The following is an 18044-nucleotide window of genomic DNA, read 5'->3' on the forward strand; positions in this document are numbered from 1 at the left end:
TCGGCGTCTGCTAGTGGCCCCACAGGAGCAAATACACCCTCTGGCAGTCGGTCCTGTCTTAACCTCTCCGGCCAACTCCATTGAATCGTCATTGTGTCGGCGCAGGATCCGCGAGACGGTCCTGGCTGGTACCCCGGTGTGTTCGGCGACGGCGGCCGGGGCTTGCTGCATGATCTTGCGGCAGGCCAGCACGCCTTGTTCTGCCGCGGGTGTCGACGACGGCTGAATTCACCCGTCGTCGACAGAAGCATCAAACGCGGTGTGTCACCAACCCGTTGACTGAGTACAACTAGTCGGCCAAGACGTTGACTGCTGCGCGCAGGAGGGACGCAGAACCGCTGCCGTCGGCGAAGGCGATCTTGGCTTTCGTCCTGGCGGTGATTGCGCCGGTCGCTGCGTGCGTGGCGCACCTGGTGGCGAGGACGATCCTGGTGGCGTGCTGGGCCTTCTGTTTCAAGGAGGTCGTGGAGGTCTTGTCGCTGCTGATCAAGACTTTGATACCCGGGGCAAGGTTTTCGAGGGCCTCGGTGACGCGCATAAGGACCTGCTCGTCGAGGGAGTAAAGCAGGATGACCTCGCCTTTGCCGTTGATCTGTTCCTCCGCTGCCGAAGGCGAAGGGCTTTCAGCGGATGTCCATGGTAGAGGAACGTCAAGTTCTTTTGCGAGTTGCTTGGAAAAAGCTAGCGTGGAAGAGTCAAGCCGAGTTGAACGCCTTGAGAGGGGTTCGAGCAGGGCAATCGCAAGATTGAATCTCGCGCTCTCATCGGGGCACGGTGCCAAGACAAGTCGATCCGCGAAATCCAGCACGATTCGCGAATTGTCGATCGACACCCACTGAGAGGAAGTATCCCTTAGTTCGTCCAGTAGTTGGCGGTATTCGTTCGTTGAAGGCGATGAGCGGAGATATCCTTCTGTTAGCGCGTAAACTGCATTGAGATCCCCGGGAGCCAAGCGATTTCCACTGAGAGCATAGTTAATGAACTCTCTTGTGGATCGCGGCGCAACGTGCGTGTACTCGTCTGCCTCGATAAAGGGTCCCGTTAGTCTCCAACACCGATCCCATTCTTGGTCCGTCAGGTCAATCAGGAGTTCGGCAACCTCGTTATCCGAGTCTGCCGGGGGTGGCCACTCACGCCAGGTCGAATCGGTGAGAACTGCGCTCGGATCGGTGCCCTCCTTCGCCACAGCCTTGAACAGACCCATCCACGAGTTGATCGATCCCTGGAGTGATGCCTCGACCGCCGACGACTCTGCCGGTTGGGATTCGTCCGTTGCGTCGACTGCGCTGGCAACACGCTTCCGTGCAGCATCCAACAGAGTTACCGGGATCGACTCTGCCTGTCTCTGCTCATCAAGCGTGTGGAGCAAGACTCCGAGGTAGTCGTCGTCGCCTCGTCCAAGCGCCGCGGTGAGCAGGACGGTGAGCGCCTGTGGACCAAGGCGATGAGCATCCACTTTCACCGGCAGCGGAAGATCGAGCGTTCGAAGCCGCTCGTAGGCAGCCTCGAGGTCGCCCACGCTCAGCGACTCTTCGAGTACCGCCGACCGTACGGCGTTGAGCACGGCTTCACCAACCGGGAGGGGCGGATTCTGCTGGAGTACGTCAGAGAGATCCTGCATTTCAAGTAGTTGTGCACTGAGTCCGAGTCGGTCGAGACGTTTGATCTGTAGATGCGCGAGATTGGTGGGCGTCATACCGCCACGTGCCTGAATCTCTTGGAGAACCTGCAGCGAGCCGGCCTCGCCGCCGGCCGCGAGTTCCGCATCGAACTGGGCAATCAGGCGGCCCAAGGGCCTGGCTACGCTCCACGACCTGCGTGGACGTGCACTCAAGGTCGCCTGCATCAGTGCAAGGGATTCGCGAAGTTTCCTCCTCTTCTCCCGATTCTTACCGGCACGGAGAATGAAGGTCGTGTCTTCCGAGAAGAAGTCGATGACCGCTTTGTCGACCGGGTCGTTTCGATCTAGTACTGCCGGCGCTAGGTCTCCGGACACACAATAGGATGGTCCTGCGAAGGAAACGATCAAGCTTCGCGTTGCCGCGACCTCAGAGCGCTCCCTTGCGATGACGTACATCGCGAATTCGTCGTTAAATGCCTGGTATCGAGGGAGTGCGACAGGGAGGTCGCTTCTTGTGAGGGCATAGTCGACAAATGGGGCAACGTGGGGGGAGAGTTTCGGGTTGTCGACATCATTGCCCTCCCCCATGAACCTCGTAAGGAACTTCTGGATGAAGGAACCATTGGTCTCAGGCACTTCCGTGCTCACTCAGACTCCTTCCACCGTGCACGAAAGTCGATGTGTGCCTGGGCTACGCTTGGGTCCCCCGTGCGGTAGGTGACAGATTCTTCGTTGTTGCCCATGCCCGACTTCGTAAAATTCATCGAACCTGTCATGATCCAGCCGTTCCCACACAGTGTCTTCTCGTGCATGTTTGGGTCACGAATGATCCGGAGTCGGTTCTCTTTCCTGATCGCTTCGCTGATGTGCTCGAGGAATACTGTGTTGTGGGGGTTAGGCCTCGTAGCAATACAGACTCTCGTACCCGTGGCGGCTACGAGTGCGAGCATGTGTGAGAGCCTGCAGACGCTCGGTGGATCATCGCCGAGGATCGAGTCGAAGGCGCCCTGGCTGTTGTCGAGTACCTTGACGTCCGAGATCCACCCGGACACGATCCACAGAGTCTTGCCCGGATCGAGGAGTTCGCCGATCAGGGCGGTGCCAACAATGTTGTCGGCTCGGAGGCCGAGGTTGTTTCCGGTACGGACGGTGCGCTCCAACGGCATCACCGAGCGACCTCCTGCAGTTCGATCCTGACGATGAAGAGGCTGCCCGCACGCCGCACACCGGTCACTTCGCCGTACGTGCGCAGGACGTCGCGGTCCACGGGCAGTGCCGGTACTCGACGCAACGCTTCGCCGAGGCGTCGGGAATCGCTCGCCGGGCAGGTGAGCTCGACAGCACCAACGGGATCGCTCCCAAGCGAGCTTTGATACGTCCGTTCCCACTCAGGGTGCGTGAGGTCGATCTGCGGAAGGTGCTCGTCGACGATCCTCTCCAGGAGGACACGATCGAGAACAGGCGGATGCTCGTAGTCTACGTAGGGCTGGTAGTGCCTCAGGTGGTGGGATCGCGCGTCGAATCCCCGCGGCCAGAGCATGCCGAAGACCTGGTCCGCGCTGAGCCCGGACCGTCCCACGTCCATCTTGCCGGCGCCGACCGCATAGGCGATCACTCGTGCGTCCACCTCGATGCCCAGACGTGATTCCAGGTGGCTCCAAGCATCGAGGAGGCGCAAGGTGGTCATGTCTGTGTCCGGACTACTGCCAGGTCGGAGCAACCGGGTGGACAGAGTGGCGACCGCACTGTGGCGTGGAGTTCCATCAAGATCTGTCCACGCATCACGCAGGTTGCGTAAGGCACCTGCGGCCTTGTCAGCCGAGCCCGCGGACCGCAGTTCAGCTATCGCGGTAGCCCCCGGTCCGTGCGGAGCGTCCTCCACGATGTTCTTCAACAACCTGGTGACCGTGCCGTCGGTGTACTCGTATTCGTTCGGCCTCATCGCATTGAGGACCAGCGACCAGAAGGCTCCCGGGGCCGCGGCGTATTCGGTCACCAACTTCTCGATGATTCCCAAGCCACCGATCGACGTTTCCGTGATCCAGACGATGTCCGAATCCATCCCGGTCCCGGGCAGGACGTCAATGATCAGATCCTGTTCCTGAGCATCGGGACACGCGCGCAGGGTTGCGGCGAGGATCGCCGCCGCCAGAGTGTCCCGATAGGAGCGGCGTGCGAGGTCCGCGGTCATCGTAGCCACGTCATCTTCTGTGAGGAGATGAGAGGCCCGCTCCAGTGTTGCGATGACCGTTGGGTCGTGGCTCAGCTCGATAAGTTCGGCGACGAGTTTGCTGCTGACTTCGGCCGGGTTCTCGAGTTCATCCTCACGGTAGAGGACGCCGAAGATCTTCGATAGGTCGTTTCGCCAGGTTCCATCTGCGAGCGCGGCACGTACCTCCTTCGGAGTCCTGGTTTCGTCGAGGCCTGCGAGGGAGAAGGCCGTGATGTAAATGAGGGAGAGCCATGCCCGTTTGAAGGAGTTGGTGACCGTGGCCAGTTCTTGGTCCTCGGCGACGGCCCGGAAGAAGGCTTGGGATCGCCATGCTGGCGACGTCAGGTGCTTCCTGATGCTGTCCGTGTGCAAATCGATCGGTTCGAGTTCGATACGGACACCGTCAACCTCGAGTTGGAAGCCCAACGCCGCGGGCTCTCCGTCGAGGGTGTACCGCACCGTCCGCCGATCCGTCCCAGCACGGCTCTCCAGGGCGATATCGCATTTCGCGCCATAAGTCATGCGTCGGATCCCAACCGGGTTGCCGGCGGCATGGGTACTGAACGCGATACTTCTGATGCGATTGCGCCACGTCGCTGCGAGGGGAACGTCACCTGGGTATGGGTTCCTGCCTTCTGGCACCCTCACCTCGGTCGCCCACTGGGGGACGCCTTGCGAACGGTCGGCGATCTTGTTCGGTGGTTCACTCAGCTTCAACCGGTACGGGCGGACCACCGCTACGCCATCGGGGAAGACGTGGTCCTGAGGCTGCCAGATGCCCTCGTTGACGCGGGCAGGCACCAGAACTTCGGCCAGTTCGAGGGCGTCGCCGCTCTCTGGCACGGGAATCCATGTACGGTGCTCGTCCCGTTTTACTCCGTAGCGTCGGCTGACTCTCCCGGGGACCGCTTCCCTAAGCGCCTTTGCGATCGGCAGACGTTCCTCCGCTGATCCGGTGTCGAAGGGCAGATCGAACTCGACTTCGGGAGCGTTGAGAGGATCGAATAGAGAGCGAGTGACGAACTCCGGCAGCATGGAGCGGGGCGCTGTCCCTGGATCATGACGAAGGCCATCCCACCCGGTCTTGAGTCGCCGAAGAGAGGTAGGGACAACTGAGAGAAGCAGCGAGCGTGGTTCTTCCCAAAGCACTGCCTGGACCTCCTCATCCGTGATGTTCAACGCTGCCGCAAGGTGCTTGGCCAGACTGTCTTGTAGCCCTTGCTCGTGGAGGAGATTTTCGAGCAGATTGGCTAATTGCTCGACGGTGAGGGGGCTACGAACATCGCCTCGCTGTATCGGTGCAGTGAGGAGATACCTGGGGTCGTCCCAACAACTTTGCTTCCGAAGAGTGAAGGCAAGCCAGTCGAGCAGCGACTGCGTCGCCTGAATCTTGAGGACGTAGCGGTTGTTGATCGGAAGGCGGCGCGCGCTCAGTTCGGGGGCGAAGAGCGTCTCGTACCCTTGGTAGCTCAGGCGGTCCCGCCCGTAGTCGGATAGCGTGACGATGGTGATCGGCCGTGTCCCCCGAGTTCTGCCCGCGCGGCCTCGCCTCTGGATGAACGCCGCTGCGTCGTAAGGCGCCTTGTGCTGAAGTACAAGACCAACTCGCGGATCGTCGAAACCCACCTCAAGCGATGCCGTGGCGACCGTCAGGTTGGCGTTGAGATCCATGCCGGCGTCCTGGCTCGAGGTACGTCCGATCCTGAGGTCGCCTACATTCAGGTCTGCGTCGAGTGTGTGGCCGATCTTCTCGATCAGGTCCCACGATTGGCCGTCGCGTAGACGCTCGCTCCACTGCGGAATGTTGGGTGCTCTGAGCCCGGCGAGAACCGGCTTTCTACGGTTGCGGAACCCTGACCTGGTCTGGCCGCCTTCCGCATCACGGAGACTGTTGTAGAACCGGTTCGTCACGTCCAGGTCGTCTGTGAAAAGGAAGCCCGTGGAGCCGTAGAGTAGCGACTGTCCTTCCGTATCGAGTATTCGACCGAGCAGCATGGCGGTCTGAATCGAAGTTGAGAGATGGCTTGCTCCCGAGGTGGGGTCGCTCCGCAGCGCGATGGAGTATTCCCTGCCCTCCTCTTCCAGTTCGTCGTCGGCGGGTTCGACGTACTCGACCACGTGGTCGTGGAGGCCGGTCAGTTCCGAAAAGAACCGACCGGCGTCTTTCAGGGTCGCGCTTAAACCAACGAACGTGACGGGGCGCCTGATGGCGTGCCGCCATCGCCGCAGCAGCAGGGCGACCTGGGCGCCCTGGGTTCCCGCATAGGTGTGGACCTCATCGAGAAGGACGAACCGTGGGACGTCATGGCCGGTCCAACCTAGGAGTTTGCCGAGGCCGGCGTTTGAACTATTGCGGTTCAACTGTTCGGTGGTCGTGAAGAGCAAGTCCGGGGGTTGCTCCCGTAGCGACTTCCGGGTGAGCGCGAGAGTTCCGTGTGGAATCACATAAGCGCACTTCATGCACTTGAGGAGTTCGCGGCCGACCTTCCGGTCGGCATGGGCCCACAGGAGATCACCTTTCGGGCACTTTGGGCAACTTAAGTACGGGCAGACCAGGCCGGCGTCGCGTTGCTTCCAGGCTCTCCGCGCCATGTTGTCGGGCATGTCGAGAGCGTCCGCGTCCTTGGGGGTGTCCGCGTATAGGGCACCGAGCCTCAGGGGGCGGCGTTTCATCCGGGAAAGCGTCGATGTGAGGTCCAAAGCGGTGACAACCGCTGTACGGAGTTGGTCCCGGAGCAGTTCCTTGCGCGGGTAGAGAGCCAGAGTGTGGAGACGCCACGTATTCGGTCGCGCCGCATCAGCCATCGCCGCGAAGGCAGGGAGGTAGAACGACAGGGTTTTACCGCTACCGGTTCCCGCGCCAACGATGATGCCCGAGGACTGACCGTGGCTGAGGGAGGAGTAAACGGAGGATGTCGCTGCGACCTGGAAGCGGCTCAGTTGCCGGTTCCCAATTTGCGCAATCGCGATCGCGTCCTGCAACGCACCCCAGTTGGTGACCGAACGAAAGCGTTCGAGTGCCTGGCTTACCGGGACGTCGCGTCTCGGGTAGCGACGTTTGGCGGTGTGGATGCGGTAATCGGCGACGAGGGGACGCCCGCGACTCCACCAGTTGTGCGGGAATGATCCATCGCGCTGACGCCAGTCGAACAACTGGCGCAGGTTGGCCGTGAGCCGGAGCGCCTCGGCGAAGCGGCTGCGGTAGCGCGGGGGCGAGGTCGTGGGGAGCTTGAAGAGCAGGGCGCGGTCGACGAGTTCGTCGAGAACGTCGTCGACGTCCGCCTCCAGTGGTGGCTGCTGCTCGGCGAGAACCGTGAAGATGACGTCCCGCACTTCTCCTTCGGAAAGCGCCCGATCGGTGACTCCCCAGGCCAGGAGAGGGAGTTCTCGATCCTCCAGGGCGTTGAGAAGCTGCCCTGCGAACTCTCGGCTCAGGGCACCCTTCACGAGGTCTTCCTCCGAACTTCGATCTCATGGTCGATTGAGAACCTTCGTAGGAGGTGGATCTCCTCGTCCGCGAGGTCCTTAAGAGTCAGAGTCCGGCCGGTCAGCCGATCCAAGACTGACAACAACTCGGTTGGTACGTCGGACGCTTGTTGAAGATCGTCTGAGAGCTGCTGAAACTTGTTCGTGAAGATCCCGACGTCGGATGCCGTGAGGCTGGTGCTGGAACCGATCTTCCGCAGTTCGGTTAGGCGCTCTCTGGCCTGTGTCAGTTCCGTTTGCTTCAGCATGGGCAGTCTGTGGGTAGGCAGAGCATCGAGTTGTTCGGTGGCCCATGCATGCCAGGCCTCGTGCGTGGCCTCCCTGATGCTCGCCGTGGCCTTTTCAATCTTCTGCTTGGCCGCGTTGAACGCTGAGTCGGACGGGAGTGCACCACCCTCGGCCCTGCGAGCGAGGTCGTTGAGTCCGGCCGGGGCGCTGGAGAGATCGATCTCGCGGTCGGTCTCTTTCATTACTGCGCGGGCAACTCGGAGTTGGTTATCCAATTGGCCTAAGGAAGTCCTGACAGCCTGGAGGCGCTGCCGCACTCGCTGTGCTTGCTGCTCGCCTTGCTGGCCGAGTTCGAGGCGCCGGACTTCACCGCGCAAGGTGTTCGCCTTGTCCAAGACGGAGATCGGCTGTGTCATTCCTTTGTGCCCTCCGCCCCGATCAGAGCCGCCCACTCCTGGAGAAGCCTCTGCACTTCGTTGGTGACCGAATCGCCCATGGCGTCCTTCCGCTCACTGGCATCGGCGAGTGCTCGTGTCAGCCAGGCATCCGAAGCCACCAGGAAGTTGCGGATCGCCTGGAGACTTGTCCCGTGGTCACGAGCGGCTGCTACGAACGCCTTCTCGAACCGGCCCTCTGCCGATGTGGAGGCGATGGCTTCGAGATCCCGTTCAGCAATGGTTACTGCACGCCAGTCCGCGCTCTCGGCGGCTGCGGCCAGTTGAAGAATCCTTTGCCGCTCCACGAGGTTCGGCGACAGGCCGACGGTGTCAGCGGCTCCGAGACTGGCTCGGACAGCATCCACCGTGGCCTTGCCTTCAGCGCCACGCGGCGCGCGCGTTCTGATCTCCGCGACAGTCTCTTTGAGTTGGCTGGTCTGTTGGCCGACCACGCTATCGAGGCCGCTGAGTCCTGAGACGGTGGTGTTGCCAACCCATTTCGGCACTCCGCCCGAGGCGTCCCAACGCCAAGACCGCGCAGCTTCCAGGACGAGTGGTAGCGCCCGGGCAGCATCGATCATGCGTACGGCACCTGTCGCCCCTTGGCTGATCCCCAGGCGTGATCGGAGAGCCACCACCAGCGTTGGGCGTTCACGCAAGTGCTTTTCAAGTAGTTGGCGCCAGGCTGGAACCCGAGACTCCAGGTCCCTGCGGTTCCAAGTGCTGCCATCGTCGAAAGCAGCATCCGTGAGATCGGTATCGCTCATTCCGGGCCAGACTCGGCCGGCCAGGGCTGCACCCATTAGCGAAACCCTTAGACCCATGACGAGGCTCTCGTCAGAACTCTCGAGGGATTCTACAAGCGCTTTGGAGAAGCTTTCAGCGTAGCGTTCGGCGATGCTCGCCAGTCGCCAGGTCGCCTCCGAACGCGCGCCAGGGGCACCGGCTTGCGACAACAGCAGCGACTGGAAGAACTGGCTGTTGGTCGCATTTTTGGAGAAGGAGATTGGCGCCTTTTCAGCTCCAGCGACGTTCTCCGTTGCTCCCTTGATCGAAACAGTGGTCGCCCTGGCAGGCCAGACCTTATCGATCTCGCCCTTGCCTAACTCCTTCATGAGAGGAGAGGACCAAAGGTAACGGCGGGTGACCGCATCCACCACCATGGTGCGCAACTCCCGAGAGAGGTTTGAATCAAGTACCTTGTCGCGCGACGCCCAATCTTCGAGCGACTGAATTTTTCTCTTGAGCGAAGCCGAAACCGGGTCGCTAGGAGGCGACGGCGGCATGATCTTATTGATCGTCCCTGTGCCTCGACTAGTATCACCATCGCCACTCGTTGGGAGCGAATCCTCTCCGAAAGCAGGCAAACCGAACGCTTGCCGGATACCCTCCTCGATACGCCCGGGATTGGCTGGTGCATCCGCCCAGAACTCGAGAACAAGTCGGTGCCTGTCCGGGTCGACATGGTTATGGTTGCCGATGAACTCATCGACGCTTGTCGGCAGAGCAGGGTCGACCTCTGCCGTCTGGAACCGCTCGCGGAAGCGTTTGGTGGGGAAGGCGCCGTCTCGAATCTCGTCGGCCGAGTCGATCAGGACCGGTCGAATGACGTTGCCAAGGAAAGTGCGGGGTACGAACGCCCAGGGCCGGTCGGGTGGAGCAACCGAATGGACCATGCGGAGAAGCGAGGAACGGTTGAACGGGTAGAGGCCATACCCCTCGCTCGTCTGGCCGAATGACTCGTGGCATTCGGTCTTGAAGGAGCAACTCTCGCAGGCGTTCGAGAAGTCCTGTCCGCCAGTTCTTTCGAGCGCCTCCCGGCCGACGCGTGCGGCGTTGAGGTATCGGCCTGCGAACGAGGCGATCTCTTCTATCCCGGTGTTTGCCTTATCGAATACTCGATCGAGGTCATAGACGTAACCCGTGGTAGAGGCAGCTACCCGACTCATCACGGTTTCTGGAAGGTCCCGGAAGTAACCGGTAGTCACCGCCATCAACGTACGCATACTCGCATAACGTTGACGTCCCTCTCGGGTTGCCGCTTCGGTCAGTGCTTCCAGGAGTTCGCGCTGCACACCCTGAATAAGCGCGAAGTCCTCCACCAGGAGGATGATCTCCTTGCCCTGCTTTGCATAGGTCTCTCGAACCTCGAGCATCGCCTTGACAAGTCGACCAACCCCGATATTGGAAGCACTCTTTACGGCGCTTTCCATATGCTCATTTAGCATGTCGACGGCGTCCTGCTGAAGGCTCGGCGTGGACAGCAGTTTCGCCAGGAGTCGCTGTGCAATCACCGAGGCCTGCTTCACCTCTTGGACCTCCAGTGGAAGGTCTTCGACCGAGAAGCCCGGGGGACGCTCAGGATTTTCCAGATTACGATTGTTCAGAAGTTGGGCCGCGTACTGTGGGATGTATTTTCCGGACGCAAGGAGGTATTGCTGGATGTAAGGGTCTTGAAGGACTGCCGCGAGTCCTTTCGGGCCGGAAAGGATACGCGCCTGCTTGGATGGCACCTCATCTGGCCCGGTCTTCGCGAGTGCCTCATTCAGCGCATTGACAAGACGGCGCGACAAACTCTCCTCGGTCATCCCCTCGCTGAAAGATCGGACGTCCTTGCGGAGTTGATCGAGAGAATCTCCTTCGGCGCCCTCGAGAAGTTTCTCCACGACGGATTTGAGACTGGTCTCCGACTTCTCGAGGTAGATCATTCGCCGTCGCGCAGAGGGGGGAATATGTTCCCGCACCCACCGGACCAAGTGCGATTTTCCGGATCCGGAGTCACCGACCACTGGCATCAAGAGAGTGCCTGTGTTCGATTTGGCGTCCAGGAAGTCTTGCAGAACGGTTCGCTCGTCGACTGTCGCGTCCGTTGGCGTCAGAGAACGACCATTGATAAGCGAACGCCTGATTCTCAGTGGGGCGTGTGTCGCTAGGAAGACCCCAGCGGACGGGTTGACTGCCTCTGTGCTGACCGTCGCAGATGCAGTTCCGGGCACCCAGCAGAGGTAGTTGCGAAGGTCAGCCATTGTAGTCCTTGAAAACGGTGACCGAACTGAAGGTGTGCGGGGTCGATGGGCGTTCCGGGTCATTTATGCTCAGCAGCTGCTTGGCGTCGGCCTCTCGTCCGAACTTGAGCCATTCCTCATAGCCTCCACGCAGTAGAGCGAAGGAGAGGGCAGGACCGGCGGTCGTGTCACCGGGGGCTTCAACTCCAAGAGTTCGTGAATAGGCTCCACCCGGCAAGACCGGAAGTTGGTCACGCAGCGAGCGCACGAACTCCACTGCGTTGACGTTCGCTTTGTGCTCCCAGGTCTCCATCACGGTCTGCCTGATAGCCACGGTGCAGTCAGGTACGCAATGGTTGGGATCTCCCATGGTGGGAAGTGCCGGCGCGGCCAGGCCGATGGTGGTGGCCCATGACGTGAACCTGTTCCAGCGTGTGGGATTGGGGATGGCAGGACGAGCCTCGGCTATCAAGGCGCCGTCCTGCATGGCTTCGAAATTGTTCGCCCCGACCGTGACCGCTGTCGGGTCCAAGCTGAGGAACCAGCAAAGCGCTCGGTTGAGGTCAGCCGCACCGGTAGTCTTGTCGCCGTTCATGATTACTTCGTTCAGCTCAGGTTTGAATACTGATTTCCGCAGAACGGCGCAAAAATCTTCCCAGTTGGTGCCGTCGAGGGTCGCCGCTCGCCCCGCGAGCGAGACCCGTTCGTCCTCGGTCTTCTGAATAACGCCCAGGCCCAGCAGTGTGCCAATAGCCTGATCGAACATCTTATGATCATCGCCAGTAAGCGACGATGGGCTAAGCAACTTGCGTGCTCGGTCCAGGGTCATTGGCCGCTTCTCATGAACAAGAAGTCGCACTACAGTCCACATGGGCACGGGAAGGGAAGCATCGACATTGATCAGAGTCATCTAAAGCGCCCCCAACGCGCTTTGAATGGAGAAAGTGCTGCTATGAATGTCAACAAGACGGTGTCCCGGCTTCTTGGGGTGCGGCAGATCCTGATGGTGAAGTAAATAGGTTAAGTCGGTACTCCAGAAGCGATCCTTTACGTCATCTTCTATATTGTGTTGATTGGAGCCGAGTACCCAGACAACAGGACCTTGATAACTGTTGAGGAGATCCTCATCCCGATCTGCGATGACAACGCTAGGGCGGACCGACTTCTGAATCTTGCGAAAGATGCGGTCATCGATACCCGGACCCCCGATCACCCTGATACCTCGACGACATAGCGCCTCGAGGAGATCAGGAACAAGGCTTCTAGCTTCCCCCTCGTCCTTCCACCAGATGCTCACGTTCCTATCGCCCTCGGCCATATAGTTCCGCAGTGGAAGATTTGCGTCAGTCTGCCATTGAGCAAGTGGCGGGTGTGGTTGCCACCCGGTCCTATAAAAACCCCCTGGAGGCGGAAGCGCCCTCTTCTGGCGGCAATGATTGCATCCTCTGCAGTTCGGCGAAGTGCGGAGTGGGCCGTCACTAGTCGGCAAGGTGTAGTAGTCGACGAGCACGTCTGCCATGCACACGTCGCCGGCGACTGCGCTCTCAAGTTTCGCAAGTGCTTTCCTCTGGCTCGTAAGCATTCCACTCCGCGCATCCTCGATAGCTTTATTGAAGTATTTCCGGTTGTTAGTCGCGCCGTCGAGGATCACGACATCTACGCGGGTGGGCAGTGTCTCGTAGTAGGCCGCGAGTCGCTCCGCCCATTCATCTTCCAGTTCGTCTGCACTGCGGTCCGGTAACGCCGGAGTCCTCACCTCAACCAGTTTGGCCCGCACCATGAGGTTGAGTGTGCGGATGTTCCAGGTGCGGTTCGTCTCGGTGCTGATGGAGATGTTCGGCGGTCGCGTGTCCAAGTTGATCAGATAGCCGTTCTCTGTCTTGGCCACCTTGTTGTTGAACATGCTGATCCACCTAGGCCATGCCTGGCCCTTGATGATGACCGGATTGTTTAGGCTCTTGGCGATTTCACTGTCTCGCCGGGTCCTGGCCATGTAGGCAATGGACGGAGATCCGTCGCGTCCTCCGCGGCCAACCTCCTGGTAATACCGGTCTACGGTCTCCGGCAGGCAGGCGTGAACCACGCTCTTCACATCTGCCAGGTCGATCCCCAAGCCAAAGGCGGACGTCCCGACGATCACGTCGTAGCGCGTGGGGAGCGGCCCGGATGCTCCGTCACCGCTCCATCCCTCCATCCGTTCGCGCCGTTCGTTGGCGCTGGAGTCGCCCGTGACGGACGCCGTGCGGAGGAACCCTTCCTCCTTGATCCGAACCTCCCAGTTGTGGGCATCCTCGACCCTGGACACGTACAAGATCAGCGGTCGCGGCAACTTTGCCACCGCTTCCAGCACTACCTCTTCCCGTTCGTGCTCTGGCAAGGACTCGATGTAGTAACTCGGTTCACTCCTCAACTCGGAGGCCCAGACAACCTGGGTTGTCTCTGGTTCACCGTAGAGATCCTTAATTGCGTCGACCTGCTGTGCCGTAAGGGTGGCACTCATCGCGATCGTTCGCGGTTCCCGTCCCTTCGGTGAGCGACGGATCCATGCACGGCGCTGGCCCGCCATCGCCTGGAAGTCCGGCCGGAATTCATTGCCCCACTGCTCGATGAGATGTGCCTCGTCGATGACGAAATAGCGCAAGAACCCTGCTTCGGCCGCGTCGTCCAACGCCTTTTGGAGGCCGGTGGTAACTGACTCCGGAGCAGCGTAGATGACCGGTTGTCGGCCAGTGCGGATGTCTTCGCGAAGTTCACGCTTCAAATCGGTCGGAAGTTCCCCTATGTAGGCGTAGCGCCCACTCGGTGCAGCACGCCTACTCTCGCCCAGGAGTTGCTTCGTCCGCCGTTCCATGTCTAGTGCCAGTACGACAGTAGGCACGACGACGACTGATACGCCAACTCCCTTCTCGTTGAGCAGGATCGGGGCGAGTGCGACAGGGGTCTTACCGTGCCCTGTCGGGAGGCACAGGATGGTCGTGCTTCCCGGAGGTGCCATTGCGACTGAGCGGGCGACCTGACGCTGGCCTACCGAGTAGTAAGTGTCGTATCCAAGGGACGCGGCCCAGAACGGGTCAGCCGGCAGACCATCGAGAGTGCGTCGTTGCGGCGAATCCTGACCCCGGTAGACATCGCGAAAGTCGGCTTCGGCCGCCTCCTTCGCCACACCATCAGGAGTGGACGGGTGCCAGGGCACCGCGCTAACCACCAAGTGCTTCGGGCCTGTCTGCGCAGCCTGGCATCCGCTTTCCCACCACTGGTCGAAGGTCGGGAGGAGCGGATCAATCGGCACGGTGAGGGGCGAGCGATTTTCACGCGCGACGGACTCCAGGAGGATCTGGCGGGTGAGGGCAGCCACGTCACGACATCCTGCGGCCCCGAGGGGCAAGGCAGCTAGTGCATCCGCAAGTCGACGTACAGTCCCACTGGCCCCGTCAGGAACCATGACGTTCGGCCACTCGGCATAGATTTGTTTAGCTTGAACCCAGCTACTCGCGGTCATCGCATGCCGATCTGCTGGCCGAATCGGACGATGCAGGTCGCCGCAACAACCTTGACCGTTGGGCGCGTAAGGCTGTCGATCAGCGTCTGTGTAACGGTCACGTCCGTGAGCAAGCTCTCGGCGTCGCCCACGAGGTGCCCTGCTAGTTGGCGGGTGTGCGCCTGCGCCACGGTGACAGCGACGCGCTGCCTTGCCTCGTCCTGTGCTCGCGCACACCGCTCGGACAGTTCCTTCGTTTCAATCAAATGGGCTCTTGCGGCCGACTCCGAGGAGGAGCCCGAGGCCTGGTAGCCATCCCATCCGTTGAAGACCTCGAGTAAACCCGGTAGGCGCGTCGCGTTGAAGTTCTGGTCCGTCTTCTTGTCGTAGGGTTGGTCCAGCCACGCCCGGGCTTTCCCGTCGGTGACTGGCTTGCCAGATCCCGCGTCAACCCAGACCTTGAGCGTGAACGGAGCGAGAAGTTTGTCGGCCTGGCGCCGCAGTGCGCGAACCGCGTCGGGATGATCGCCCACAAGGGTGAGAGCATCGGTGAGATCTGCCTCGACCAGGTAGTCGAAGCCGAAGTACGCGCGCGGGTCCCCTCGGTACCCCCTGTCGAGTCGCCGGAAAGCGGCTGCCTGGCCACGGTCCTCCCGGTACACGGCTTCGGCCAGAACATTGACAAGGGGGTTACCGATGCGGAGCAGTCGCGTGCCTGGGTGCCTGAGGGCGACGTTGCGGTTGAATGTTCCTCGCGAAACCTCGGGCGTGAGCCACGGGCGCGCGGCACGCCACAGACGTGGCTCAACCTTCGGCGTCGGCCCGGATACGTCAAAGATCATATTCGGGGAACCGTCGACGGTCCTCTCCTCGTAGCGGAGTCCGATCCCACCCGAGGTGTCGACGTAGCCGGACAGGGCCTGGCCGGTGTCGCGCCAACCGGCTTCCATTTCCAACAGGGAGGTGGCGATGTCACGGCCCTCGATTGAGGTCTCGTGGATCGATTCGAGCATGTCCATCTTGTCGATCTCTCGTCGGGCCTCGGCGAGGTCGGCCTTGACCCGCGCAGCCATGGCCGGTAGGCCTTCGAGGCCATGCTCAAGTCCCGAAGCCCAGACGCCGTTCAGCCCTTCGGCGATGGCATCTTGAAGCGTCGAGACGGACACCGAGAACAACTCGTACCCGTTCACCAACAGTTCAGCCCATGCCTCGAGGTAGGAGGCACCGGTTTCCTCATCGGCCAATCGGTACTGCGGAGCGGGGGTCCGCTGGTCGGATGATCCGGGGTACCTGTCCACGCGGCCGAGTCGCTGCTCGAGTTGGTTCGGCGACCAGGGCAACCGTAGATGGATTACCGCGTCCGCCTCCTGGAGGTTGAGCCCTTCCTCTGCGGTGTCGTCTGCGATTAGTACGCGAGTCTTGGGGCCTTCCTTGGCAGACCACTTCACCAGCGAGCGCTCTGACGTCTCGGTTCCCACCCTGTCGGAGTGTTCAAGGGCGGCGATGTTTGGGAAGCGTCTGCTCATGCAGTCCGTGATCGCCCCTGCAAGCATCCCGGGTCCGCAGAAGATCACCGTCCGGCGACTCTTCTTCAGGGCTGGCAGCAGATCAGTCACTAGTGCGTTGACGATTTGAGACGGGTCGGCTTCCTGCCCCGCCGCCTGCCATTTGGTAAGCAAGGGGCGTTCCACGTCGAGGACTTCGGGCTCGGCCAGTAGAGCGCGCTCCTGGGCACTCAGCCCCGCCCGAACGGCTGCTCCTTCGTCTTGGTTGATACGCCAGGCGAGCGCGTCGCTCAGGTCGTTGGTCCAACCGCTCGCTCGGGGAGAGAGGACGGCGAGCACCATCGCGTACTTCGCCTTCTGGTCCTCCAGGTCATGGTCGAGAAGGTAATCCCAGATCATGGATCGCCAGTCCATGAGCATGGTCTGGGCGGCCTCGAGCGCATTGTTCGTCGTCGGAAGACTGACGGGAGATTGCCGTCCGCGGACCTCGTAGGGGAGGTACATGGCTTCGGGATCATCGACGGTGACGCTCAACCTGCGGTGTCTGATGACGCGGCGGTGGAGTCTGTAGGCCTCGCTGATGTGCGCCCGTAGCGCCTCGGTTCGCGCCTTGAGGTCGGCTTCGTCGACGCCTTCGCGGAGTTCGTCCTCCTCATCCAACAGGGCGAGGACCTCTTGGCTCAGTTCGCGGAACCGCTCGTCGGAGTCGGGGATGAGCTTTTCGATGTCTGCGATCGCGTCGGGAAGCAGGTAGGTGAACTCGCTGTCCAGGGCGTGAACGTAGCTCGCGAGTTCGGAGCGCAGTTGGTACTTGTGCTCGAACGCAGCGAGATCGGACCACTTGTAGAGGTTCGGGTCGAGGAGATGTAGCAGCGCAAGTTGGGTCACGTGGTTCGACATGACCGGAGTCGCGGTCATCAGGAGAACACGCGTCGAGGTGTGGACGATGTGCGCGAGTTGCCTATAGGGACTGGCCTCCTCAGTCGTGACCTGGACAAGGCGGTGCGCCTCGTCCACAACGACCAGGTCGCTGCCCTCCCAGCCCGACCATCGTTCAGGGGATTCGTGAGAGAGAATCTGGATTTTCGCGTAGGGGAAGTCCTCGATGAAGAACTTGTCGACAAGTTCCCGTCGCCACTGGCGTCGCAGGACGTCAGGAGCGATGACGCTGACCTTGGCGCGGGGGTTATCGATCAAAGTCTGGCGGATCACATAGCCAGCCTCGATCGTCTTACCTAAGCCGACCTCGTCGGCGAGTAGGTAGCGCTGCACGGGATCGGACAGCACGGTAAGTGCCGCGTGCACCTGATGCGGGAAGAACTCGACAGCCGAAGACAGCAGCGCCGAGGTGCTGGCGGAGGCTGCGCGCTGGGCGACGAGGTTACGGAGGAACGGCAAGCGAGCGTTGCGGAAGTAGCCAGACTCGTTGCCACCCGAGGTCAGGACCTGGACGGGGTCCGCGACAGGCCGGTCCCACCGTACCCGCAGTTCGTCCTCCCGGACAGGGAAGTCAAAGTCGGCGTTCGGAAACCGAACGAAGTACTCGCCGGGATCAGTCTGGTCCTTGACCCTGCCGGCCATCCACACCCCGGTGTCCGGGTTGCGCCGATACACCCGCGTCTCAGGGGCGAGGGTCACGTACTGGCATTCAGTTTCCGGAACACTGACGGAGTGGGCTACGGGTTTGGCCACGGATTCGAAGAAGTCGATTTGAACCTGCGAGCCAGAGACATGGCTAACTCGTCCGACACCGGGGGAACCGACGTACTCGACCAGGTGACCGACGGCAAATCGTTTCGGCAAGTGGGCGGCCTCTCTTCGCCTGCGCAAGGGACCATCGAAGTGGAACGGTCCCGCGTTTCTGCTGGTGCAAAGCTAACGGGTAGGGCTGACAAAATGCCGTAACCAGCCAGGATTTCGCGCAAGAACGGATACATATCACAATCCGCACACATCCTATTACGTATCGTTACTCACATCCTATTACGTATCGTTACTCATGGCAGACTCCTTGTTGATCTCCAGACCCTGCCGCAGCCCCCGCTCGTGACAGTTGGGTCTGACCCGAGAGA

The 18044-nt window shown here is 61.0% G+C and carries 8 protein-coding genes; all 8 read right to left on the bottom strand.

The genetic code is table 11. The features are described from left to right. Positions 1-289 precede the first annotated feature (289 nt). From dpdD to dpdE, 8 genes are read right to left on the bottom strand one after another with little or no spacing between them, the layout of a single operon-like run. Positions 290-2269, bottom strand: coding sequence for a protein DpdD (gene dpdD, locus Pth03_RS05730; RefSeq protein WP_203943067.1), 1980 nt, complete (start codon positions 2267-2269; stop codon positions 290-292). Beyond that, positions 2266-2787, bottom strand: coding sequence for a phospholipase D-like domain-containing protein DpdK (dpdK, locus tag Pth03_RS05735; protein WP_275413042.1), 522 nt, complete (start codon positions 2785-2787; stop codon positions 2266-2268). Before dpdK ends, dpdD begins: the two co-directional genes overlap by 4 nt. Beyond that, entirely contained in the window at positions 2787-7280 is a 4494-nt protein-coding gene (gene dpdJ, locus Pth03_RS05740) for a protein DpdJ (protein WP_203943069.1), read from the bottom strand. Before dpdJ ends, dpdK begins: the two co-directional genes overlap by 1 nt. After that, positions 7277-7963 carry a hypothetical protein gene (locus Pth03_RS05745; RefSeq protein ID WP_203943070.1) on the bottom strand — a complete coding sequence of 229 codons (687 nt, stop codon included), beginning with the start codon at positions 7961-7963 and terminating at the stop codon, positions 7277-7279. Before Pth03_RS05745 ends, dpdJ begins: the two co-directional genes overlap by 4 nt. Continuing rightward, positions 7960-11073, bottom strand: coding sequence for a protein DpdH (gene dpdH, locus Pth03_RS05750; protein ID WP_308442334.1), 3114 nt, complete (start codon positions 11071-11073; stop codon positions 7960-7962). The genes Pth03_RS05745 and dpdH overlap by 4 nt, the downstream gene beginning before the upstream one ends. Continuing rightward, positions 11003-11899 (bottom strand): protein DpdG, encoded by an 897-nt coding sequence (gene dpdG, locus Pth03_RS05755; RefSeq protein ID WP_275413035.1) that lies wholly within the window; start codon positions 11897-11899, stop codon positions 11003-11005. The genes dpdH and dpdG overlap by 71 nt, the downstream gene beginning before the upstream one ends. Next, positions 11900-14488, bottom strand: a complete 2589-nt coding sequence (gene dpdF / locus Pth03_RS05760) for a protein DpdF (protein ID WP_308442335.1) — start codon at positions 14486-14488, stop codon at positions 11900-11902. It abuts the gene before it with no gap. Beyond that, a complete protein-coding gene (dpdE, locus tag Pth03_RS05765; RefSeq protein WP_203943074.1) occupies positions 14485-17775 on the bottom strand; it encodes a protein DpdE in 3291 nt (1096 codons plus the stop codon). Before dpdE ends, dpdF begins: the two co-directional genes overlap by 4 nt. Between the last annotated feature and the right edge of the window lie 269 nt (positions 17776-18044).

The organism is Planotetraspora thailandica (assembly GCF_016863335.1).
Taxonomy (GTDB): domain Bacteria; phylum Actinomycetota; class Actinomycetes; order Streptosporangiales; family Streptosporangiaceae; genus Planotetraspora; species Planotetraspora thailandica.

What these genes read in the sequence shown, in the direction of transcription:
- dpdG (WP_275413035.1), bottom strand. Translation starts at nt 11,899, where the DNA reads ATGACTCTGATCAATGTCGATGCTTCCCTTCCCGTGCCCATGTGGACT.
- Pth03_RS05745 (WP_203943070.1), bottom strand. Translation starts at nt 7,963, where the DNA reads ATGACACAGCCGATCTCCGTCTTGGACAAGGCGAACACCTTGCGCGGT.
- dpdH (WP_308442334.1), bottom strand. Translation starts at nt 11,073, where the DNA reads ATGACCCGGAACGCCCATCGACCCCGCACACCTTCAGTTCGGTCACCG.
- dpdF (WP_308442335.1), bottom strand. Translation starts at nt 14,488, where the DNA reads ATGACCGCGAGTAGCTGGGTTCAAGCTAAACAAATCTATGCCGAGTGG.
- dpdK (WP_275413042.1), bottom strand. Translation starts at nt 2,787, where the DNA reads ATGCCGTTGGAGCGCACCGTCCGTACCGGAAACAACCTCGGCCTCCGA.